This window comes from Pseudomonas sp. Ps21-P2 (assembly GCF_039672565.1).
In the GTDB taxonomy this organism is placed as follows: Bacteria; Pseudomonadota; Gammaproteobacteria; order Pseudomonadales; family Pseudomonadaceae; genus Aquipseudomonas.
This window is the reverse complement of record NZ_JBDFPL010000009.1, coordinates 297,644-321,749: the sequence shown is the minus strand read 5'-3', so window position 1 is coordinate 321,749 and position 24,106 is coordinate 297,644. Positions and strand designations below refer to the sequence as shown.

The window sequence follows — 24,106 nt, the reverse complement described above, 5'->3', positions numbered from 1 at the left end:
CCGGTTCGCCGGGCTATCGCCTTCGCGAGCAAGCTCGCTCCCACAGGATCTGTGTCGCACTTGGTATTTCAGACTGATCTCGGACCTGTGGGAATGATCCGCCCACCCTCGGGTTTCCGGGCTGAACGCGGGCCTGTGGGAGTGAGCTTGCTCACGAAGAGGCCGGGACATCCACCGAATATTCAGCGGCTGAAATGCAGTCTTCGCGAGCAAGCTCGCTCCCACAGGATCAGTGTCGAACCCGGGATTCGAGATTGCCCCCAAACCCCTCCTGTAATGCCGGCATCTCACCCCAATACCGCCTGATTCAACGTCGCCATCACCTCCGCCTCCAGCGTATCGATCACATGCACACTCGCGCCGATTACGTCTTTGGCGTGGTGTTTGGCCTGGGAAGCCAGTTCAGCAAGCTGGCTGGCGTCCAGCGTGGTGCAGACTTCCGGATGCAGATGCACAACGCCGATGGACAGCGACAGCAGCGGAAATTCCTGACGGTGGCCTTGCCGGTTGAGCGCCACGAAGCAGCCCGCCTCCAGGTGCTCGGCACGGTAGAAGCGTCGGCACTGGTTCTGGAAATCCTCCAGCAGCATGTTCAGGCGTTTGCGCCAGTCGTCCGAGCCCAGCACCATCAGGAAATCATCGCCGCCGATGTGGCCGACGAAGTCGCGACTCGGGTCAATCCGGTCGTTGAGGCATTGCGCCAGACACAGCAGAACCTCGTCGCCGCGCCCGTAGCCATAGATGTCGTTGAAGGGTTTGAAGCTGTCGATGTCCACGTAGCAGATCATCGACTCGCGACCCTGCTGCAACAGCCGTGTCAGGCACTGCTGGATCGGTACATTGCCTGGCAGCAGGGTCAGCGGATTCGCGTAGCGCGCCTGCTGGATCTTCAGTTCCGTAATCAGTTTCAGTACATCGATAACCCGGCCCAGCCCAAGGTAGGCGCCGTTCTGCATGATGATGAAATCTTCTTCGATGCGTTGCCGCGCGCGGCTGGTGATGAGTCGGCTCACCTGCTGCAGCGACTGGCTCAGCTCGACGGCCAGAAAGTCGTCGCTCATCAGACGACTAATGGGCTTACGCGCATACAGTTCGGTGGCGAAGGGCTTGAGCAGCACGTCCGACAGCGAGTGACGGTGGACGATGCCGATCGGCTGATGCTGCTCATCCAGCACTGCCAGCGAGTTGAGATTGGCCTGCTTGCGGAATGCTTCGAGCACGGTCGCCGTGGGCGTGGTCTGCACCACTGCCGGCTGCTCGTTGAGCAGGGCGCTGAGGTCGCTGGTTTCCTCAACAAAAGTAGCGGCGGCAGGGTCGATTTTCGGCAGCAGCGCACGGGCGTCACGGGGCGGAAACTCCTGTGGCCGGCACAGCAAATAGCCCTGAACCAGCTCGACGCCCATGTCGATCAAGACCGCCAGCTCCTCCTGCAACTCGATGCCTTCAGCGATCACCAGCGCCCGCGACGCCTTGGCCATCTGCAGCATCGAGCCGACGAATTCGCGCTTGACCGCGTCCTGATGAATACCGTCGATGAAATGCCGGTCGATTTTCACGTAATCCGGGCGCAACTCGGACCACAGCCGCAGGCTTGAATACCCTGCGCCCAGGTCATCGAGCGCTATGGAAAAACCCATGTCGCGGTAGTGATAGAGCGCGTTGTACAACAGGCCGAAGTCATCCGTCGGCGTCTGCTCGGTCAGCTCGATGACCACGCGGCTCGGCGGGATTCCGTAGCGCTGCAACAGCTGCAAGGTGCGCCCCGGCGGGTGCGACGCTTCCAGCAGGGACTCCGGCGAGATATTCAGAAACAGCTTGCCCTCCAGTTGCTGCTGGCTGAAGCGCCGACAGGCCGACTCGCGGCAGGCCAGTTCCAGCTCACTCAGGCGCCCGGCCTGGCGGGCCACGGCAAACAGACTGAGAGGGGAATGCAGCGCGCTGTTGGAAGGGCCGCGAGTCAGGGCTTCGTAGCCGAGAATGCGCCGATCCGATAGCGACACAATCGGTTGGAACAGGCTGTGCAAGTCGCCGTGAGTCAGGATCGAACTCAGAGCGCTCAGCTGTTCAGTCACGGTCATGGCAATCTCGGGGCAAGAAAAAGGGGCTGGACGCTTGTGGCGTCGAGCCCTGCTATTTCACGACAGCTTCATGACTGTTTGATGACGATTTGCCATCATTTCGTCACGTTTCATGCTGTTTTACTTTTTCGCCACCGAGCCGCTCAAGCCCAGATAATCGAGCAAGATGCGCCCGGTTTCAGCCAGATAGGCGTCATCCTCGGGTTTGGTCTTGTCGTCATCCGAAGGCAGCGCGTCTTCGTCTTCTTTCTTCAGCTCCTTCAGCGGTTCTTCGCCTTTGGCCTTGCGACGCACGTTCTCCATCGCCAGCTGCTGGCTCTCGATGTCGGCGTGTTGCTTGCGGCGTTCGGCTTCATTGAGGCTGACGGTTTTTTCGCTCATCAACTTCTTCGCCAGCGCGAGTTTCTCTTCGATGAAGACAAACTCGGCGTCTTTGGCCGAACGCACGTCGTGGCGCGATTGCAGCTGAGCAAGGAACGGTTTGAACGGGTCCACCGCAGGCTTGATCGCCGGCTTGATGGTGTCGTAGGTCATCGCTTCAGGCAGTGCGCTTTCGCCGATTTCCTTGGTGTCGATGATCGACGGGTAGGCGATGTCAGGCAGTACGCCCTGGTGCTGGGTGCTCTGGCCGGAGACCCGGTAGAACTTCGCCAGCGTCAGTTTCAGTTCGCCATGGTTCAGCGGCTGAATGGTTTGCACGGTGCCTTTGCCGAAGGTCTGGCCACCGATGATCAGCGCGCGGTGATAATCCTGCATGGCGCCGGCGAAAATCTCCGAAGCCGAGGCAGAGAGGCGGTTGACCAGCAACGCCATCGGGCCTTTGTAGAACGCACCGCTGTTTTCGTCTTCCAGCACATCGACCTTGCCGTCGGCGTTACGAACCAGAACGGTCGGGCCTTTGTCGATGAACAGACTGGTCAGCTCGGTGGCTTCCTGCAGCGAACCACCGCCGTTGTTACGCAGGTCGATGACCACGCCGTCGACTTTCTCCGACTGCAATTCGGTCAGCAGCTTCTTGACGTCGCGGGTCGTGCTCTTGTACTCGGGATCGCCGGCGCGGTAGGCCTTGAAGTCCAGGTAGAAAGCAGGGATCTCTATGACGCCCAGCTTGTAGTCCTTGCCGTCCTGGTTCAGGTGCAGGATCGACTTCTTCGCCGCCTGCTCTTCGAGCTTCACGGCTTCGCGGGTGATCGACACGATTTTGGTGGTCTGGTCGCTCGGCGCATTGCTGGCCGGGACGATTTCCAGACGCACGACCGAGCCTTTCGGACCGCGAATCAATTTGACCACTTCATCCAGACGCCAGCCGATCACGTCGACCATTTCTTTGTCGCCCTGGGCGACGCCGATAATCTTGTCGGCGGTCGCCACTTGCTTGGTCTTGGCGGCGGGGCCGGCCGGCACCAGGCGGACGATCTTGACGTTGTCGTTGTCGCTCTGCAGGACAGCACCGATGCCTTCCAGGGAAAGGCTCATGTTGATGTCGAAGTTTTCCGCGCTGTCAGGTGACAGATAGTTGGTGTGCGGATCGTAGGACATCGCGAAGGTGTTCAGGTACGCCTGGAACACGTCCTCGCTGCGGGTCTGGCCCAGACGCGCGAGTTGGTTCTTGTAGCGCTTGGTCAGGGTTTCCTGAATCTTCGCCGGGTCTTTGCCGGCGATCTTCAGGCGCAGAACCTCATCCTTGACGCGCTTGCGCCAGAGGTCGTCGAGTTCGGCTTCGTTCTTGGCCCAAGGTGCGTCCTTGCGATCAACCAGCAAGGTTTCCTGGGTGTTCAGGTCGATCTTGTCGACGCCCTTACTCAGCTGCGCCAGGGCGAAATCCAGACGCGACTTGATGCGGTCCAGATAACGTTTGTAGATGGTAAAGCCCGGGGCCAGGTCGCCACTTTTAAGGAAGTCGTCGAACTGGAAACGCCACTTGTCGAACTCGGCGATGTCGCTGGCGAGGAAGTAGCTGCGCGCAGGATCGAGGAGTTTCAGGTAGCTCTGATAGATGATTTCCGAACGCTTGTCGTCCAGCGGCGGCTTGCTGTAGTGGTGGCGCTTGAGCAGCTCCACGACATTCAGACTGGCGATGACTTCATCGCGATCAGGTTGAAGATTATCCCAGCTGTTGGCGGCGAACGAACTGGCCGACATTGGCAGGACAGTCAGGCCAATGAGTAATGCAAGGGTGGTGCTGGGTAAGAAATGCTTCATGCTGATTCGACGCGGGGACAATTGATAACGCATATTAGGCCGTCTTTGGAGGTCGCCGGTTCGGTCAGAACACGGTCGCATAATGCAAAAAGCCCAGTGGCCGTGAGGCACATCGGGCTCAGTCAAGACTCACTATGGAGGCACCGTGAAAGCATTGCAAGGCGTTGAAGGTCGTGTGGAATGGGTTGAAGAGCCATCGCCGACGCTGGATGTAGGACAAGTCCGCATCAAGGTCGCAGCCGCCGGACTCAATCGTGCCGATTTGCTGCAACGCTCTGGGCATTACCCGCCACCGCCGGGTGTCACGGAAATCCTCGGGATGGAATGTTCCGGGGTGATTGCCGAGGTCGGCTCGGGCTGCGCCTGGGAAGTCGGCGACCGCGTGTGCGCGCTGGTTGCGGGCGGGGCGATGGCCGAAGAAGTGGTGGTTGATGCGCGGCATGTGCTGCCGGTGCCCGAGGGGATTTCGCTGCACGAAGCGGCGGCGATTCCTGAAGTGTACGCCACGGCCTGGCTGAATCTGTTCCAGCTGGCCGGCCTCCAGCCTGGCGAAAAAGTGTTGCTGCACGCCGGAGCAAGTGGCGTTGGTTCAGCTGCCATTCAGCTGTGCAAGGCGTTCGGCAACCCGGTCTGGGTCACCGTGGGCTCGGCGGAGCGGCTGGCGTATTGCGAATCCCTCGGCGCCCAGGGCGGAGTGCTGCGCAACGAGAACCTGGATGCGCTGAACGACTTCGCGCCGTTCAACGTCATCCTTGACCCGGTGGGCGCCAACTACGCGGCGCTGAATCTGAAGGTGCTCGGCGTTGACGGTCGTCTGGTGCTAATCGGGCTGATGGGAGGGCGCAAGTCCGAGCTGGACTTCGCTCAGGTGCTGGGCAAGCGCATCCATATTCTGGGTTCGACCCTGCGCAGCCGCGACGACCAGTTCAAGGCCGACCTGCTCAGCGATCTGGGGCAGCACGTCATGCCGCTGTTCACCGAAGGCCGGCTCAAGCCACAACTGGCGCGCAGCTTTCCGATCAGCGAAGCCGAAGCGGCCTACGCGGAGCTGGCCACCAATCAGGTGTCGGGCAAGGTCGTGCTGGTGATCGACGACAGTCTGGTGTGACCCTGCTTTTGCCCTTTTGCTGTTCGGTATAGCCGTGCCTCGTCAGCCGACCGGCGGTGGCCCGAACTGTCATTTCTGACAGTAGTCAGCCTGGCCCATTCGGTTCTCAATAAAGCCTTGTTGCGTTGCCTGGTCGGCGAGTGCCGGCTGAGAACGCTTCATCGGACGAGGTGAGGACAGGATGGCCAGGGACAGGAATAAACAGCCGCTCATGCGGCGAACAGGGAACGTTTCGAAGATCAATCTGGCGGCGCCCCAGGTGCCGGCGATTATTGATCCGAATGATCCGCTCGGCCTCGTTGCGACGGGAACACAGTCCAATGATCTAGAAGTGCTGGTGCCGCTGTGGGCGCTGCCGGCGTCGGATGGCGAGACCGACCTGCTGGAACTCTTCTGGAGCGGCGAGCCCGATAACCTGCCGGTGGCAAGCGCCAGTTTTCAAGGCCCCGTCGATCCTTCCCTGTTCCCTTTTTTACTCACGTTAGACAAGAAACACTTGCAGCCGGATGGCCAATACCAACTCTGGTACACGGTCACCAACGACGCTGCTGCGGTTGCACCTTCCGATCGGCGCACCGTCACCATCGACACCCGCCCGCCCAGCTACGATAAGCAGTTGCTGGCCTTGTTGTTACCCAATGATCTGGTAGACGGGGTGATCAACGAAGCGTACCTGGCAAGCCATGGCGATCAGGTAGAGCTGCGCCTGCCGAGCCCTGTGTACCTCGACGCGAAAGAAGGCGATGTCGTTGACCTTTACTGGTCACAGGACAACCCGCCAACGACATCGGTTGTGGCCAGCGTGACGGTGACCCAGGCGCAGATCGAGGCAGACGATATCCGCATCAGCCTGCCCGGCGACGCCGTGCGCGCACCGGACCGGGATGGCAATTTCTACGCCACTTACAAAGTACGAGACCGTGCCGGCAACGAGACCGACTCGTTCTCCCGTGAAACGCCCGCTGCCGTTGCGCTGAAGCCGCTGCCGGGGGGCGATCTCCCCGAGCCCGATTTTCCGGAAGCGGATATCTACGGCTATATCAACTGCAATAACGAGCCCTGGAATGGCATTACGGTACGGGTCACCTTCGTTCGTAACCTGTTCGAGTACCAGGACCAGATCACACTGTATTGGCAGGGCTATCACACGTTGAACGGCCACGATCCGATCGCGGGCACCGAGGGCGTATTTGCCAGAACGGTCAGCGTGAAGAACGTGACCGACGGTTATCTGGACATTCTGGTCGAGCCTTTCATTCCCCACATCGAACCCATCCTTGAAGGATCGGCGCTGGCCACTTACCGGTTGACGAAAGTCGGCGGGCAGTCGGGCGCGTCCTACGAGGGGCTAGTGAAGATCAATCGCAAGTTGCCCAGCGGCGAGATCTGCGGGCCGACGACGTTGGCCATGCAGTCTGACGCGACGTTGGCTGACGGATGCAGTGCCTGCCGCAAGGTCAGGGGTTTTATCGCCCGCGTGTTTCAGGCAATCGGGCGCGGCGGTAGAGGGAAGTAACGCGGAAACAAAGGACGCGCCGGGCTGGGTGGGCGCGAGTCAACTCAAGGAGAAACGACATGAGCATCAAACCAACCAAACGATCCATCGTTCTCGCGAATGCGCTCGAACGCAGTGTCAATAAACTGAAAACCCAGAAGAGAGCAGGCCAGCCTCGTGCCACGCTCGTCGCGCCGGTGTTGCCCGACTGGTGGCCGGGGGAGCCGGAGTTCGCCGGTTTGGTTCCTGCGGATAAGCAAGAAGAGGACATGGACATCTCGATCGGTATTTGGCCAAACCCTGCGCAAGATGACCAAACTGATTTCTTGCAATTTGAATGGAAGTTGCAAAACTCCTCCGACTGGCAACCGGCTCAGGCCGCGATTGAGCTCCCGGGGCCTCTGGATCCGGACAGTTTTCCTATCGTGTTGAAGTTGGCCAAGGAGAATTTCAAAATCCAGGGCACGTACGACCTTCGTTATACCGTTACAGGTGAAAACGGCGTCCTTACGCCGTCGGACCTTACTCAGATCATCATCGATAAAACGCCGCCGGCTAATAATCAATCGCCGGCCAAACTCACTTTCGTTGACCAGACAGTGACAGACGAGGGTATTACTGGAGAGTATCTGAACACGAATGGTGGTGTGGTGGTAGTGATCCCGGGTTATCAGGACGAGCAACCCGGGGATAACGTGGATCTATATGTCTATATGCCTGCCACCAGTCCCACCGAGCCAACGTATCGCGCTCCAATGGACCAGAACCGTCAAATCAAAATTCCAGCTGATAGGTTTGATGGTTTGCTGGATGGGTTCATCTATGTGTCCTACCGGCTGCTCGACAAAGTGGGGAATCACGGGCCGCGCGCCGATGACACAATCACCGGCCTGTTCAGAAATCCACTGCCCGAGGCTCCCCTGCCCCTTCCCACGGTGCCAAGGATCTCGGATGACAAGATTCTGAATCTGGCTGACATTGCTTCGGGTACGGAAACCCTCGTTGAGATCGAGCATATCCCCAACGCTTTGGAAGGCGATGTGGTCGAGGCGACCTGGGGGACTGCTGCAATCAAGATTTTCCACGAAGTCACCCAGCCGGCGGCCAAGATAGTGCTGAGCGTACCGTATGACTCGATACTTGAGCCGGCCTACGGCGGCGCCACCACCGTGCTGCCTACTTCCGTCAAGTATGTCGTCAAACGCGGGAACAGGACGTTCGATTCACCCGAAGCGATCATTGATGTCGACTTTTTTGTGCCCGGGCCGGTAAACCCTGACCGCCCGAACCCTGAAAATCCGAACCTTCCCAAAGTAACGGTGCGGGGTACCGGCGCGTCGCCCGAAGATAACGTGCTTAACGAGGACGACGCAGGTAAGCCGGTAGAAGTTACCGTGGCTCTGTACCAACCTATCGGCCCACAGGAGAGGATGGTGTTGTACTGGTATTCGCTAGACAACCCGGTAGCCGAATTCGCTCCGGTCGTCGACGCGACCAACCCGTACACGTTCACTGTCGAATGGGACGCCATCAAGGATCTGCCAAGCGGGACCAATGTGCCGGTCTTCTACACTGTCGGACGTATGAATGACACTGGCAACATTGAGCTGTGCGTTCCTACCCTGGTTGATGTCAGTGCGGCCTTGCCGATCAAGCTTGCTGATCCGGAGTTTCCTGATGCCGGATCCGCTGCAGGCGGGGTTCCCATTCTTAACTGCAATTCATTCATCGGTCCGGATCAAAACGTTGCCGTCGAGATCCCGTCGAATACTCCGCGGTTGAAGGGCGGTGAAACGCTCACTTTCACCTGGCAGTGCTACACCGACAAAGTCGGTAACGTCCCGGTGGGCACGGCACTGGTAACCGATAGAGATATCACCGAGGCCGAAGCTATCAATGGCTTTAGTCTGGTATTCGGGCCCTTCGAGACTCACATCAAGCCGGTCGGAACCAATGGTTCGATCAAGCTGACCTATGAATCCGATACCCAGCCGCCCATGAAAGGCGAAATGCTGATCAGGGCATCAGCGACGAATTCGGCCGGGTTTTGTCCTCCCAATCCGCGTCGTCGTGCAACCTCGAAAGGGTGCGGCTGTTAAGTTCGGGTCAACCTGAAATTTGCATCTTGCTGAGTCGTTTGATACCACCAGGGCTGCGTCACGCGGCCTTGGTGTTTAATCCGTCAGGTTTCCAAATCGGGCGGTAAACGGCAGGCGAAGTGCATTGTAGGAAGCTGCGCTCAAAAGGTTAGGAAACGTCCTACAACAGATATGGATTTGAAGAATGTAGTCTTCGCGCCCTTATCCTGCGGCGCTTAATAGCTGGTTCCGCGGGAGTGGCGTTTATTCCCAAGGAGCTGGTCATGGCTGAATCGCGTTTTATCCCCTCTCGATATTTCAAACCCTCAACCTTCATTTCTCTGGCCCTGTGCATCAGTGCCGTGGCCCAGGGGCGCGCGTTGTCACCTGGCGAGTCTACCGAGGTCAATCAGGGCGACTCGCCCGAGTCCTGGACCCTGGCCACCGGTTCTACCCTCACCGTTAACAACGGCGCACAAACGCTGTCGATCAACGGTGGAGGTGCAGGCAGCGTCGTCAATCTCAATACAGGCAGTTCGGCAGGCAGCGTCAACCTGAGTGCTCCAGGTGCTGTGGCCAACATCTCGGGTGCCAGCGTTATCGCAAGCGGCAGTGCCAACGCGCTGGTGCTCACCGACAGCTCGGCGATACTGAACAATGCCACCGTTGTCAGTACAAACGGTCTGGGTCTGTTCGGCACGCAAGTCGCCACCGGACCGGGGAGTTCGTTCCTGATTAACGGCGGCACCATTACCGGTTCCACTGGCGGCGCGTCGCTTTCCTTTGGCAGCAGTCTGGACGCCACCGGGGCGGTGATCACCGGCACTTCCGGGAACAGTTATGGGGTTCGAGGTTTTGGCTCGGACATTTCCCTGCGCGACAGCACCGTGACGGGGGGGCTGAATGGTCTTGCCTACCGCGTGGACGTTTCCAACGTGCGACAGGGAACGATCAATATCGAAGGCTCCCACATAGAAGGCACCAACGGCGCTGCGATCCTGCTCAATGGTCAGGGCGGCGGGATGGTTGCCAACCTCAACCTGCTCAACGGCACCACCTTGACGGGCGGCAACGGCAATGCGCTGGAAGTTTCCAACACGGCGACGGCGAACGTGCTGCTGCAGAGCAGTGAAGTGACCGGTAACTTCGCTATCTCCAACGGCAGCATTGCCAACCTGACCTTCGATCAGGGCCGGTTGATCGGTAACGTTTCGGCGGATGCCACCAGCAGCGGCACCCTGGCGCTGAACAATGGCTCTGCGCTCACGGGCGATGTCACCGGTATTGATGCGGTCAATCTGAATGCGAGTTCCATTACCGGAAACGTGACCTCGGCCAGCAGCGCCGGTGTGGTTTCGCTGGCTAACGGGTCAGTGCTGGAAGGCAACGTCAACAGCGACAACGTCAGCCTGAACGGCAGTCAGATGATCGGCGATATCACGTCGATGAGCAGTGCCGGCGTGGTATCGCTGGTGGAGGATTCGACGCTGCAAGGTAACGTCAGCAGCGATAACGTCAGTCTGAACGCCAGTTCAATGAAGGGTGATATCACGTCGACCAGCAACGCCGGTGTTGTATCGCTTGTCGGCGGTTCAACCGTAGAAGGTCAGGTCATCAGCGACAACGTCAGTCTTGACGCCAGCTCGATTACCGGCGATGTCACGTCGGCCAGCGGAGCAGGTGCCGTCAAGCTGGTTCGCCGCTCTTTGGTAAGAGGCAACGTGAACAGCAACAACGTCAGTCTCGATGCCAGTTCGATAGCCGGCAATGTCACCTCGACCGGCACCGCGGGCGTTGTGTCGCTGGCGGCAGGCTCCCTGGTGGAAGGCAATGTCAGCAGCAACGACGTTAGCCTTGATGCCAGTTCGATAGTCGGCAATGTCACGTCGATCGGCGGGGCAGGTTTGCTGAAGTTGCTGGGCGGCTCAACGCTGAAAGGCGATGTCAGCAGCAGTAATGTCAGCCTGGATGCCAGTTCGATGTCCGGTGATATCACCTCCGGTGGCGGCGTTGTTTCGCTGGCCAACAACTCGGTGTTCACCGGCAACTTGATCAATGTCGACAGCGCCACCCTCGCAGGGTCATCCACTTGGGATATGGCGGGTACCAATACCCTCAACTCACTCGCAATGAATGACAGCACGGTGAGGTTTGGCGCAACCAACGCGTTCTACCAGCTCAACGTCGGCACCCTGTCCGGCAACGGCACCTTCGTCATGGACGCGGACTACCTCACCAACGAGCACGACCTGCTCAACGTCACCGGTTCTGCGACGGGCAGCCATACCTTGCTGATCGCAGGTTCGGGCGCCGACCCGACGTCACCACAGCCCTTGACTGTCGTGCAGACCGGGGGCGGTAACGCGACCTTTACCTTGGCGGGCGATCGTGCGGTGGACGTGGGGACCTATTCCTATCAACTGGCGTCGGCCAGCAACAGCGCTGGCGGAACCGACTGGTTTCTGGACCCGAACACCGCGACCATCAGCCCCGGCACGCGCTCGGTGCTGGCGCTGTTCAATACCGCGCCGACGGTCTGGTACGGCGAGCTGACGTCGCTGCGCAGCCGCATGGGCGAGTTGCGCTTCAACGGCGGCAAGGCGGGCGGTTGGGTGCGCACCTACGGCAACAAATACAACGTCGATGAAGCGTCGGGTGTGGGTTATCAGCAGACGCAGCAGGGCTTGTCGCTCGGCGCTGATGCGCCGTTGCCCGTCGGCGACGGGCAGTGGCTGGTGGGTGCACTGGCCGGGCACAGCAAATCCGATCTTGATCTCAGTCGCGGTACGTCGGGCACGGTGAACAGTTATTACGCCGGCATTTACACGACCTGGATGGACCAGGCCAGCGGCTACTATTTCGACGGTGTGTTGAAGTTCAACCGCTTCCGCAACGACTCTAAGGTCAGTATCAGCGATGGCACGCGCGCCAAGGGTGATTACGACAACTCGGGCGCAGGCGGCTCGGTGGAGTTTGGTCGCCATATCAAGTTGAACGACGGCTATTTCATCGAACCCTACAGCCAGTTGTCCGCCGTGGTGATCCAGGGCAAGGATTACGAGTTGAACAACGACATGCGTGCGGAAGGCGATCGCACTCGTTCGCTGCTGGGCAAGGTAGGCATGACCGCAGGTCGCAACTTCGAGATGAGTGACGGCAAAGTGTTGCAGCCGTATGTTCGGGTGGCGGGTGTACACGAGTTCGCGAAGAACAACGAAGTCCAGGTGAACAACAACGTGTTCAACAATGACTTGTCCGGCTCGCGAGGTGAGTTGGGGGCGGGTGTTGCCGTGGCGTTTTCAGACAGCCTGCAGGTGCATGCTGATTTCGATTACTCCAACGGTGAGAACATCGAGCAACCGTTTGGGGCGAATGTGGGGTTGCGGTATAGCTGGTGATCCCGGTATCAGGAGAGCCCTATAGGGCTCTCCTGATCCTTTTCACCTAGCGATAACGTTGCACCACCCGCCGGGGACTGTCGTATATCCCGTACCTTCAGTTCCGTTCACCATATTTTTCGTCTTATTGCTTATTAGCCCAGCGGCATCTGTTGACCAATAAGATGCATCACCCATTGGGAATCTATTGCCATACTGACTATAGATTTGCCGAAGCTCGTCCATGCTCATCATTCTCAAACCGCGCCCTGCGGCTGTTCGAGATGCATCTGGCCAGCTGCGGTTTCCCAGTCCGTACACCAGGACCACATTGGAGACCGTTACAGCGTAACTGCCTCGACGTCCTTGTTGGTCCTGAACGGTAATTGTCGCCGTGCCGTTCGATACCGACTTGATGAGGCCGCTGCTGTCGACTTGCACTTTTGAGTCATCGCTGGATGTGTACGTGTAAGGTGCCACCCCGCTGGTTGGAGTCCTTCGGTAAGTCGTGCCTGCTGGCCAGTTCAAAGGTTCATAGCCTGGGTAACCTGCCAACCCCCATAGCCCACCATTCAGCGAAACGGACGACGGATCCAGGACAAATGGCGGTATCGGAGGAATAACCGAAAACTGACGCACGCCCGATGCAGGATTTTCAGCGTATTGCCCCACGACCTTGAGACGGTGAGAACCCAGCGCCACACCCACCGACAGGCTCCAGTTACCGTTGCCCCCCACTGCGGTCTTCCCTTTGGAAGTGTTCTCGTCGAAAACTTCCACTTGTTCGTTCGGCGCAGCCGTGCCCGATGCCGTCACGGTGGTCTCCGTGGTGGTGCCTCCCTGATTGATCTCGCCTTTTGAGTCGCGCACGCTCAGGGTTGGCGCCGTTGCCGCCTGAACATTGAACGTCCACGGTGGGGACACCGGATGACTCGCGTACAACGCTTTGGCAGTCAGGCTATGGGCGCCGACCGACAGGCCGCTGACTGACCGCGACCAGTCGCCGCTGGTGTTCACGCTGGCAGTGCCTTTGGAAGACGCGCCGTCGAACACCTCCACGGACTGACCGATCGACGCCTTGCCCGACGCGGTGACCGTGTTTGCGTAGGTTGAACCGCCATTGCTCACCGGCGTTCCATCGGGTTCTACGACCTGGGTGATGGTCGGGGTCACCAAGGCTGTGATCGTGAAGCTTCGCACCGGAGATTCCGGGTAGCTTGCGTAGTCGCCTTTGGCTTTGATCCTATGGACGGCGACGTTCAGGCCGGTCAGAGGCAGTGTCCATTGTCCAGCCGCATTGGCGCTGACTTTGCCGAGCGTCGCCGCACCGTCAAAAACCTCGACCTGCAGGTTCGCACTGGCGCTCCCCGTCACCACGACATCGGTATCCACTGTAAATCCGTCGGGCGGAATCTCGACGTTTTTCGAGTCCTTGATGCTGGTAATCGTTGGGGTAACGGCGACCGCGACGATCACTGTCCAGACCGTTGATTCGGGCTCCGTGCCATATAACGCTTTGGCCTTGAAGGGATGCGAGGCTACCGTCAGCCCCGGAACGGTCAACGACCAGGTACCGGCATTGTTTGTACGCGCCGTACCTTTGGAGGTGTTGCCGTCAAACAGCTCGATCTGTTGATCGGGACTGCCCTGGCCGGACACTGTGACGCTGGTCTCGACGGTCGATCCGCCGTTGCTGATTGGCCCGTTTGAATCGAGCACCTGAGTGATGGTCGGCGTCAGGTTGGCCACCACATCAAACCGACGGGGAGGCGAAACCATTCCGCTTCCATCCAGCGCGCTGGCCTTCAGGCTGTAGGTTTTCACGGTCAATCCCGGCAGAGATCCGCTCCAGACGCCGCTGCTGTTGGCAGTCACGGTGGACAGACGCGTGCCACCGTCGAGAATTTCCAGCTCGGTTTCGACGGTGGAAGTGCCGCTGATGCTCACTGTGGTATCGAACGTCGTCCCTCCGTCAACCACTTCGCCCTTGCTGTCGCTGACGCTGACGATCTGCGGGTTGACCCAGTCATGGTGCAGCTTGAAGGTGTACGCCGTTCGCGGAAACTGCACGGCAGTGCTCTCGCTGGCGGTGCGGTCGAAGGCAACATTGCAGATCACCTCAAGGCGGGTGTCCTGCCCGAGTTTTTCGAGCTCGGTGCGCGGGACGCTCTCGGACAGACCATTCGTGGCCTGGGCACTGGTCAGCACCGCGCCATCCAGCAGCGTGATGCTGTAGACGCCGCCGCTGCCGGTTTCCCCTTCAAGACGCAGCCACACGCGTTGCTCCGCCGCAGCAAAAGGCCACTTGCCCACGGTCGTCGTCGCGTTGCCGGTGAAGGTTGCCAGGTTCAGCGTCTGACCGTCGGCCTGGGTGATGGCCGGATGCGGCAAGTCCTTGTCAGGGTCGCCAAAGGGCAGTACAGAGAGCATCAAGGCGATGGACTGTTGCTCTGCCATGTAACGTTTGACGCGGTAGGACACGCTGACACCGCGCCCAATGTTCGCGCCGACCACGGTAGCGGGCACGATGAAGTTGACTGGCCCATTCTCGCTGACCGTCTGTTCCTGGTCGGCAGGTGAACCGGCCCCCGGACTGCCCAGCCACATCATGGTGACGGTATCCTTCGGCTGCATGCTCTTGTAAAACACCTGCACGGTCACACCGGCCTGCGCCTTGATGGGGTCAAGCACCCCGTTGCTGGCTTCCAGTACGGTGGGGGCGGGCAGTTCGCCAATGGGTTTGCCGATTACCAGATCCAGTGTTTTCGAGTACTGAAAATGGCCGGTGGCGCCGCGTTTGAGTGTGTACAGCACCCTCACCACATTATTGATGTTGGCATCGACCAGGGGCCGCCGAACCTTGAAATCGACCGGCTTGCCGGCAATGGCAGTGGTGATGGGGAGCCAGTCGCTGCCGCTGCCCTCCAGCGGATGACCAAGCCAGTACCAGGTGAGCGTGTCTCCGGCGACCGTGCCGTTATAACTGACCTGTAACGTGACGTCGGCACCGGGATTCAGCTCGGGGTCGAGCTCGCCGCCCGGCGCTTCGAGGATGCTCGGCGCAGGCAGTTCGGCCAGGTGTTGTCCGACCTTGACGAGCAGATGCTCCGAGACCCGCACCGTGGATACATCGTTGAATACCCGGTAGCTGACGTCCAGCGTGCCGTTCTCAAGCAAGGCGATGTGTTCGCCCATCACAGGGATATAAACGACGTTGCCTACGTCGTTGGCGGTCACGAAGTGTTGGGTTTCATATAGATAGGGCGTGCCATTAACGCGGGTGCCGAGCCAGATCAGTTCAATCAGATCGCCATTGGCCATGCCGACGTAGACCGGAATCTCCACGTGGACGCGCTCTTCGTACGGGTCGAGCACATCACCGATCAGCTCCAGAATGCGCGGGATTTTCAGGGGGGCCACGCCGGTGATTCGGGCGATTGCCACTTTCGATGACTGCGGCATTTCACCGCTGGCTTTGTTCAGGACGTAGGACGCTTTAGCGGCGCCGCCGAGCAAGTCGCGCACAAGTGCGTTGGGGACAGTGGTGTAATAGATCGACGGGATGTTGCTCACCGTCACGGTCTGGCTATGCGTCACCGGCGCACCTGTGATTGGGGTACCGAGCCAGGTCATGGTCACGGTGTCGCCAATATGGAAAGGACCCACGGTAATGTTGATAACCACCGTGACGTCGGCGCTGCCCAGATCGCCGAGGTCGATCACCCCGTTGAAGGCTTCTTCGATGATCGGTGCGGGCAGCGTCCAGGCGCCGGCGTCCACCTTTACGCGGGTCGGAAGCGACCAGTCCTCGGAGAAGTTCCACACCTCGTCGTAGACCTGATAGTGGACGAGCAGCGCTGAGTCATTGCCAGCTGCGAGTATGGCGTCCTGATCGACGGTGATGACGATAGGCTCTTCGCCCCCGGCCTCGGTTTCAGTGATCTGCCGACGGAGAGACACAGTGCCCCACTGCAACTCGACAGTGTCGCGAGCCTTACGTCCGGGGTAATTGCGGATGGTCACGGGGATGCCAGCAGCTGCCGAATTTTTATCAACGCCGTTATTGACAATGTCCTCCGGCAGCTCTGGCGCCTTGAGTTCGGAGTGCCCGGGTTTATGCGGATCCTGGTCCACGCCTCCCGGCCGATCGAGTTTGACCCGCAGGCGCAACGGCACTGAGTCTTCGGGCGTGTTTGTGCCGGTGCGGGTCAGTCTGTAGAACACCCTTTCAGCCCAGTCAGGCATGTCCCAGACGGTGTGCAGCGTGAAACCAATGCGCTTGTCGATATCGTCGGCGACCACCGTGTGACTGTCCACCCGAGTGTCGTCCCAGTAAAACTCGACAAGGTCGCCCTCCTGCATGCGCAGCCAGGGGTCGACGGAAACTAATATACCGTCCGGGTCTTCTACCAGTTCGATATTGATCCCGCCGTCACCGCCCTCGACGGGGGTGACCAGACCAGTGATCAGCACCGGACGCAACGCGAGTATCGAGTAGTCGCCGTCCGAGGGTGGGAGGAGGGTGCCTGAGTCTCGTTTCATGGTGAGCTTCCTTGTTCAGGGGGGGACGCTGACCGGGGATTGGCAGCAAAACGTCTGCATAAGCTGCCGTCGACTCCCCAGCGGAGATTTGATCGGGAGCGCCATCCACCGGCCGGCCCTGGACTGGCCTTACAGGTGTCGCGCCCCAGGTTGATAAGCACTGTCGAGCTGAACATTCATCGCGGCGTGAACCCCATGTCCCCGCCGCACTCGCTTTTCATACCAACGTGAAATACCGAAGGCGGGAGGGCGCCCCGTTACCCAGAATCCAGACACGATGGGAAGGGTGTTCAAGAACGGCGACCTCTAATGTCCACTGGCCGTTGGCGCTGGCCATCACAGTACCGAGCTGCGCGCCTCCTCCTTGTTCGCTCGGGGCGTCCAGGAGCTTCACTTCCAGGTTTGGATAGGACGTACCAGCAAATGTCAGTCTTCGGTCGGAAGTCGTGCCGTGGTCCGGTATTTCGTCGCCGCTTGAGTCCTTGATGCTGGTAATGACCGGATTGGCAGGCATGGCGTTGACGCTGAAGGTGCGCACCGCCGACTCCGCTTGATCGCCATACAGCCCTTTGGCCTTTATGGCGTGGGATGTAACAGCCAGACCACTGATCCCGAACATCCACTGGCCGTCCGCGTCTGCAGCCGGTTTGCCCTGGGAGGTAGTGCCGTCAAATACTTCCAGGCCAAGGTTGGGTGCCGCGGTGCCACGCAGGGTCACGCTGGTGTCGTTTGTCGAACCGTTGTCGGGGATTTCCTGCTCGTTGGAGTCCGTGATGCTGCTGATCACGGGAGGGTCGAGCACCACCGGCTGACCGATGCTGAACACCAGCTTTTCGGAATCGCTGCGGCGATCCGCACGCTTCACCCAGTACGAGGCCTCGACAGTGCCGCCCTTGTTGCCTGAAATAGCTGCTTGAGAAATCTCGAACACTATGTCTTTGTTCAGGGTGAGTGATGTGATCGTGATCCAGTCTTCCACGTCGAAAGCGATGCCATGCCACAGGTAATGCACTTCATCGCCCATGGCCATTTCCCGGTAGGCCGTAACGGTCAGCTTTGTTCCGGGTAACTGGGGATCCATCACTCCATAGGCATCGATCCCTGCAACTGCTGGCGCCAGTAACTCGGCAAGCGGCTGGCCGATGTTCAGCGTTGTGGCGCGGGCGGATTCGCGGTTGACGGGCGTGCCTTCCACATCTTTGACGAGGATGAAATACAACCCGAGGGTGCCGCCCTCGATCGCTTTGAGGTGCGTGCCCGGTACGGTGATATTGATCGGAGCCTTGTTGGTCGCTTCGCCGTTGGTGATGTTATGCGGGCTCAACAGCGGGTCGTAAATGCTCAAGTCAGGTCGGGTGCCGATCCATTTCAGGACGAGCTGATTGCCGGCCGCCATGCTGTCATCCCACGGGATCTGCACGGTCGTGATGGGGAGGTTCGGATTGATCGCGCCCTGCGCGGCATCAAGGGCAACCGGCGCGGCCATGCGCACGGCCTCGCCAATGACACTGATGAACGCCCCGTTGGACTCCGACCTGGTACTGTCCTGATGCAGCAAATAATAAGAGAAAGCCGCCTGGGTTTGAGCCAGCTGTCGGACCACGGCGTTGGGAATCTGTATCTCGTACATATCCGGCAAGTCGTCGATAATGACTTCCGGCGCCTCATGGGTGACCTGCTGGCCCTCGGCAGTGGTGCCCGTCAACTTCACCACGATCTTGTCGCCCAGGAGGAAGCCATCCTTGACCTCCCCGAAACGCGAGAGTGCCTGTTTGCCCATCGACGCGCGCAACTGCGCGGCCTGTTGCGGCGTTAATGATTTGTAGAGTTGCTTCGTCATCTTGCGATTATTGGACGCCCAGACCACCACCGTTACCGGGCTGCTCCCCAATGTGTCCAGGTCCAGCACGTTACTGGTTGCTTCACGGACAATCGGCGAGGACAGCCGGGAGGTATCGGTCCTGACGGTGATACGGATCTCGGCGGCCCAGTCCTCCGAGCGGTTATCGACGATGTCGGAGACTTCATAGGTCACGGCCAGGCCTTCATTGTCTGAGTCTCCAGCCTCAAGAATGACTGCCTCGTCAACGGTGATCACGATCGGTTGATTCACTTCCTCTGCAGTGACCTGGTGGTACACAAACTTCCCGCCCCAGGAAAGCTTGATGACGTTCCATTCAGCCATTTCAGGGTATGGCGCAATCGTGACCGGCACGCCCGCCTTGGCATCCTCATCATCTACGCCAAATTCAACGATCTCCGGCGGCATTGACAGTCTTAGTGCCGAATGCCCGGGGGTATCCCCGTCCTGATCTTTGCCACCGGGGCGCTCGATTTTGACCATTATGTCGGTGGGGTCGGACCGCTCAACTTCCTGGCCCAGCCGCTTCACGTTGTACCACAGGGTGTAAATGCCGGAATTGAGGTGCCTGGCCTGAATAAAGGCAGTCACCCGCTGGTTGACCTCCTCCGCCGTGATGGACTCCGAGGTGACCTCCACGGGCTGGCCTGGATTATGCTCAGGGTCAGAGAGGAGCGACACCGACACGCTGTCGCCGGTACCCATGGTCGACCACGCCGGAATATAGAGCTGCAAGCCGTTTTGCGGAAAGTTATCCAGCAAGGCGCCGTGGTTGATGCCCCATAGCGTCTGGCTGGGCGCAGCGGGTGGCTCGGGGAGAGGGCCTACTCCACCGGGAATTTCCAGCTTGTCGAGGGCTTTGGTTTCACTGGAAGGGCGAGACGAATTGCGCGGCGCTGAGGTCATGGCGGTTGACTCCTGTCGGGAAATTTCCAGGAGTCATTGGGCGCCGGATTGAAGGAACTGACTACTGTCAGAAGTGACAGGTTTTGCTGCCTTTGGTCGGCTTTAACGGCGTGCAGCACTGCCTGTCATTGTTGGGCAGATGACAAGTTCAGAGGTGTGTCCGGCCGTTGCGTGGAGGGTTATTTCCAGCTGTGAATGGGCCAGCCCGCTTGTTCAGCCCTCTCGCGCAGCACGGGGTCCGGGTTCACTGTGTGAGGAAAATCTACCTTCTCCAGCAGTGGCAGGTCGTTGCGCGAATCGGAATAGAAACTCGCGCCCTCCAGGTTTTCGCCTTCCTGATCCAGCCATGCCATCAAGCGGGTGATCTTGCCTTCGCGGTAGGTGAGCACGCCGCTGGTCTTGCCGGTGTAAACGCCGTGGGCGACTTCCAGGTCGATGGCCAGCACTTCATCAACGCCGATGCGCTCGGCAATGGGCTTGACCAGATGCACGCCCGACGCCGAGATGATCAGAATGCGATCGCCCGCAGCGCGGTGCTCGGCAATGGCTTTGGTGGCATCGCTGAAAATGATCGGCTCGATGTAGTCCTCGACCCAGGGCCCCACCAGAAAATCCACTTCCTCCGGCGTGCGCCCGACCATCGGGTCCAGGCTGAACGCCATGTAATCTTCCATGGCGAGTTCGCCCCTGCCGTAGGCGGCCATCAGCTCATGGTCCTTCTTCATGAACCACTCGGGATCGACCCAGCCCAGCCGCCCCATCTGTTCGCTCCAGAGGCTGGAACAGTCACCGTGGATCAGGGTTTCGTCCAGATCGAAAATTGCTAAAGGCACGCGCGCGCTCCATTGGTCAGTGTGGGTTCGGTCGGCGTCTGGCGCGCAGCTACAAGTGTCAAGCGGCAAGCTGCAAGAGGGAGCGGCGGTGATCCAGCTTTTTCTTGCAGCTTGTCGCTTGAAGCTTGCCGCTTCAAACGGCACACAACGCCGACGCTTCGATGTGCAGGGTGACGCGCTGGCCGTTCGGGTGCAAGTCGCTGGCCGAGCGATTGAGCACGTCGACCACCAGTTCCACGCCCCGGGCCTCGACGCGATAGCGGATCACGTTGCCCAGCAGGCTGTGGCTGCGCACTTCGCCTTCCAGCGAGCCGGTCAGGCTCAATTGAATCGCTTCCGGGCGGATCGCCACGCGGCTGTTGATCGGGCGTTGCATCAGGCGGCTGGCGGCGTCGGCCTCCAACAGGTTGTAGTTGCCGATGAAGCCGGCGGCGAACGCATCGACCGGCGCGGTGTACAGGGTTTCGGCGTCGCCGCTCTGGACGATTCGGCCCTGATTCATCAGGAAAATCCGGTCGGACATGGTCAGCGCTTCTTCCTGATCGTGGGTCACGAAAATCGTCGTCAGGCCCAGCTCCTGCTGAATCGCACGGATCTGCTCGCGCAGGTGCTTGCGGATGCGGGCATCGAGGGCCGACAGCGGTTCATCAAGCAGCAGCAGGCGAGGGCGGGTCACCAGGGAACGCGCCAACGCGACGCGCTGACACTGCCCCCCCGACAGCTGATGGGGATAGCGCGTGGCGAACTCGTTCAGCTCCACCAACTTGAGCACCTCGGCCACGCGCTGCTTCATTTCATCGGTGCTGACTTTCTGCATGCGCAGGCCGAAGGCGACGTTCTGTTCCACGTTCATGTTGGGAAACAGCGCATAGCTCTGGAACACCATGCCGATGCCGCGCTTCTGCGGCGACACCGGCACCAGGTCCTTGCCATCCAGGAAGATGCTGCCGCTGGTCACCGACGTCAGCCCGGCGATGCAGCGCAGCAGGGTGGATTTGCCGCAGCCGGACGGGCCGAGCAGGGTGACGAACTCGCCTTTCTGGATTTCGCAATTGATGTCGCTGAAGACCGCCGTACTGCCGTAATTTTTCTGCAGGTTTTCGACACTGACGAAGCTCATATCAGTCTTTGTCCTTGTTCAGTCGGTTGGCCGCCCACGTCAGCAGCAGTACGAAAAGGAAGTAGGAAATCACCAGCGCGCTGTTGAAGTGGCCGCTGCTGTTGCGCATGTTGTTGAGGTACACCTGCAGGGTTTCGTAGCGGGTGCCGACCAGCAGATTGGCGAAGACGAACTCGCCGAACAGGAACGAGAACGACAGCAGCAGGGCGATCATCAGGCCCTTGCGCAGGTTCGGCAGCACCACCTGAAACGCGGCTTGAAAGGTATTGGCGCCAAGCAGTTGCGCGGCGTCCATCAGATCGACCAGGTTGATCGCTTGCAGGTTGTTGGTGATCGCCCGGTACATGAACGGCAATGCCAAGGTGAAGTAGCAGCCGATCAGGATCCACGGCGTACCGACCATCGCCAGCGGCCCCGAGCCGTAGAGCTGCAACAGGCCCACCGACGACACCACCGGCGGCACCGCGAAGGGCAACAGGATGAGGATGTTCATCAGCGCGTCGAGCTTGGGGAAGTGGTAATGCACGACGAACAGCAGCGGCAGAATCAGCACCACCGAGAGCACCAGCGCGCCGACGCACACCAGCAACGACTGGCCGAACGCGCGCAGAAAACGCGGATCGCTCCACAGCGCGACGTACCATTGGTAGGTCAGGCCGTCGGGCAGAATCGTCGCTGACCAACTGGTGGCGATGGAATACACAAAGGTGCCCAGCAGCGGCGCCAGCAGAATCAGAAACAGCAAGTACACCACGACGCGGTGGTAGAGCCCCGGCGGGCGGCGTTCAGCGCGAGACATGGTAGCTCCTCTTCAACAGCCACTGATGCACGACGGTCACCAGCGTCATCATCCCCACCAGAATCATCGCCAGGGCGCTGGCCATGTTCGGGTCCAGCGTGATGTCGCCGGCGACCATCGCCGCGATGCGGATTGGCAGCACGTTGAAATTGCCGGTGGTCAGCGCATACACCGTGGCGTAGGCGCCCAGTGCATTGGCCAGCAGGATCACGAAGGTGCCGAGCAGCGCAGGCGTCAGCACCGGAATCCCGATGTGCCGCCAGAAATCCCAGCCGCTGGCCCCCAGCAGTGACGCCGACTCGCGCCAGTCTTCGCGCAGCGCATCGAAGGCCGGGTAGAGCAGCAGCACGCCCAAGGGGATCTGGAAGTAGGTGTAGAGAATGATCAGGCCGGTTTTCGAGTACAGGTTGAAGTCATCGATGATCCCGGCCTGTTTGAGAATCAGCGTCAGCGCGCCGTTGAAACCGAGCAGGATGATGAAGGCAAACGCCAGCGGGACGCCGGAAAAGTTACTGGTCATGTTGGCGAAGGCGCTGACGAAATCCCGCAGCCGCGACGGCACTTTGCGCAGGGAATAACTGCCGAGAATCGCGATGACGATGCCGATCAGGCTCGACCAGAAGCTGATCTCCAGGCTGTACTGCATGGCCTGGCGGTAGAAGCGTGAATTGAAGGCCTTGATGAAGTTGTCGATGCCCCAGCCGGCGTCCGATTGCAGGCTGTTGATCGCCACCCAGGCCAGCGGCGCGATCTGAAACGCAATGAAGAAAACCGCAAACGGCACGAGGCACAACAGCCCCAGCCATTTGCCGCGGCTTTGTGAATTCACTTGAGCACCTCTCTGCACACAGGTTTGTCGTGGGGCACACCGAGCAGTTCGCAGACGGTGCCGCAGATCTCGGTTTGCTTCGGTTGCGCATCGGGGTCGAGGCTGAAGGCGTCACCAAGCACGAACAACGGGACCTCGCGTTCTTCCGGCAGCACGCCGTTGTGGGAGCGGTCGTTGTTCATGCCGTGGTCGGCGGTCACCAGCACTTGATAGCCCGCATCCAGCCAGCGCTGCAGGTACTCGGCGAGAATGATGTCGGCGGTACGCGCGCTGTTGCGGTACTGCGGGGTGTCGAGGCCGTGCTTGTGGCCGGCGTCGTCGATGTTCATCGGGTGGACGAACAGGAAGTGCGGTGCGTGGGCGGCTCGCAGATGCTCGGCATCGTCGAACAGGTGTGAATCGGGGTAGTGATCGACGTAGTAGAAATGCCCGTGTTGAATCGGCAGGTCGACGTCGTCGGTGTGACGGTCGCGTGCGGCAATGAAGGGGCTGCGGTTGTATAACTCGCTGACCCAGTGGTACGCGGCAGCGGCGGTGGTCAGCCCGGCATCGGTGGCGTAATGGAACACGCTGACCTGGGTGGAAAGCCGGGACACCTGGTTGTGCACGATACCGCTGTCGATGGGCGCAACGCCGGTCAGAATGCATTCATACAGCGGGCGTGACAGCGACGGCAGTTCGCATTCGAGTTTGTACAACGCCGCGCGGCCTGCATTTCGGTAGGCCAGCAAATGCCCCATCGCATGGTGCGCCACGCTGTAACTCAGGCCGTCCAGCAGGATGAGGATGACGTTGTGTTTCATGGCGTCTCCGGAGGGGGGATCCCCAAACATTGCTGTAGGAGTGAGCTTGCCCGCGATCGCGGTATGCCTGCGACA

The 24,106-nt window shown here is 59.8% G+C and carries 13 protein-coding genes; 4 read left to right on the top strand and 9 right to left on the bottom strand.

The genetic code is table 11. The features are described 5' to 3' along the window. Positions 1–287 precede the first annotated feature (287 nt). Complete coding sequence (locus ABEH28_RS22865; protein ID WP_346631142.1) at positions 288–2,078, bottom strand: bifunctional diguanylate cyclase/phosphodiesterase; 1,791 nt, start codon at positions 2,076–2,078, stop codon at positions 288–290. 120 nt (positions 2,079–2,198) lie between these two features. Then, positions 2,199–4,280, bottom strand: coding sequence for a carboxy terminal-processing peptidase (locus ABEH28_RS22860; protein ID WP_346625471.1), 2,082 nt, complete (start codon positions 4,278–4,280; stop codon positions 2,199–2,201). A 145-nt stretch (positions 4,281–4,425) separates the two neighbouring features. Here ABEH28_RS22860 and ABEH28_RS22855 point away from each other — a divergent pair, with 145 nt between their 5' ends. From ABEH28_RS22855 to ABEH28_RS22840, 4 genes are all read left to right on the top strand, one after another. Further along, positions 4,426–5,388, top strand: coding sequence for an NAD(P)H-quinone oxidoreductase (locus tag ABEH28_RS22855; protein WP_346625470.1), 963 nt, complete (start codon positions 4,426–4,428; stop codon positions 5,386–5,388). 181 nt (positions 5,389–5,569) lie between these two features. Beyond that, positions 5,570–6,904: a hypothetical protein gene (locus ABEH28_RS22850; RefSeq protein WP_346631141.1), complete on the top strand. Its 1,335-nt coding sequence runs from the start codon at positions 5,570–5,572 to the stop codon at positions 6,902–6,904. A 59-nt stretch (positions 6,905–6,963) separates the two neighbouring features. Further along, positions 6,964–8,982 carry a hypothetical protein gene (locus ABEH28_RS22845; protein ID WP_346631140.1) on the top strand — a complete coding sequence of 673 codons (2,019 nt, stop codon included), beginning with the start codon at positions 6,964–6,966 and terminating at the stop codon, positions 8,980–8,982. 263 nt (positions 8,983–9,245) lie between these two features. Next, the gene (locus ABEH28_RS22840; protein WP_346631139.1) at positions 9,246–12,359 is read left to right on the top strand and encodes an autotransporter outer membrane beta-barrel domain-containing protein; all 3,114 of its coding nucleotides are present in this window, start codon (positions 9,246–9,248) and stop codon (positions 12,357–12,359) included. A 42-nt stretch (positions 12,360–12,401) separates the two neighbouring features. Here the strand turns inward: ABEH28_RS22840 and ABEH28_RS22835 are convergent, their stop codons facing one another. The 7 genes from ABEH28_RS22835 to ABEH28_RS22805 form a co-directional block, all read right to left on the bottom strand. Continuing rightward, complete coding sequence (locus ABEH28_RS22835; RefSeq protein WP_346631158.1) at positions 12,402–16,811, bottom strand: Ig-like domain-containing protein; 4,410 nt, start codon at positions 16,809–16,811, stop codon at positions 12,402–12,404. 286 nt (positions 16,812–17,097) lie between these two features. Beyond that, positions 17,098–19,647 (bottom strand): hypothetical protein, encoded by a 2,550-nt coding sequence (locus ABEH28_RS22830; protein ID WP_346631138.1) that lies wholly within the window; start codon positions 19,645–19,647, stop codon positions 17,098–17,100. 179 nt (positions 19,648–19,826) lie between these two features. Next, positions 19,827–20,480, bottom strand: coding sequence for an HAD family hydrolase (locus ABEH28_RS22825; RefSeq protein ID WP_346631137.1), 654 nt, complete (start codon positions 20,478–20,480; stop codon positions 19,827–19,829). Between the two features lie 133 nt (positions 20,481–20,613). Continuing rightward, positions 20,614–21,600: an ABC transporter ATP-binding protein gene (locus tag ABEH28_RS22820; protein ID WP_282373136.1), complete on the bottom strand. Its 987-nt coding sequence runs from the start codon at positions 21,598–21,600 to the stop codon at positions 20,614–20,616. Position 21,601: 1 nt separating this feature from the next. Then, positions 21,602–22,399 carry an ABC transporter permease gene (locus tag ABEH28_RS22815; RefSeq protein WP_346631136.1) on the bottom strand — a complete coding sequence of 266 codons (798 nt, stop codon included), beginning with the start codon at positions 22,397–22,399 and terminating at the stop codon, positions 21,602–21,604. Further along, entirely contained in the window at positions 22,386–23,228 is an 843-nt protein-coding gene (locus ABEH28_RS22810; protein WP_192170945.1) for an ABC transporter permease subunit, read from the bottom strand. Before ABEH28_RS22810 ends, ABEH28_RS22815 begins: the two co-directional genes overlap by 14 nt. Beyond that, positions 23,225–24,031 (bottom strand): alkaline phosphatase family protein, encoded by an 807-nt coding sequence (locus ABEH28_RS22805; RefSeq protein WP_346631135.1) that lies wholly within the window; start codon positions 24,029–24,031, stop codon positions 23,225–23,227. The genes ABEH28_RS22810 and ABEH28_RS22805 overlap by 4 nt, the downstream gene beginning before the upstream one ends. Between the last annotated feature and the right edge of the window lie 75 nt (positions 24,032–24,106).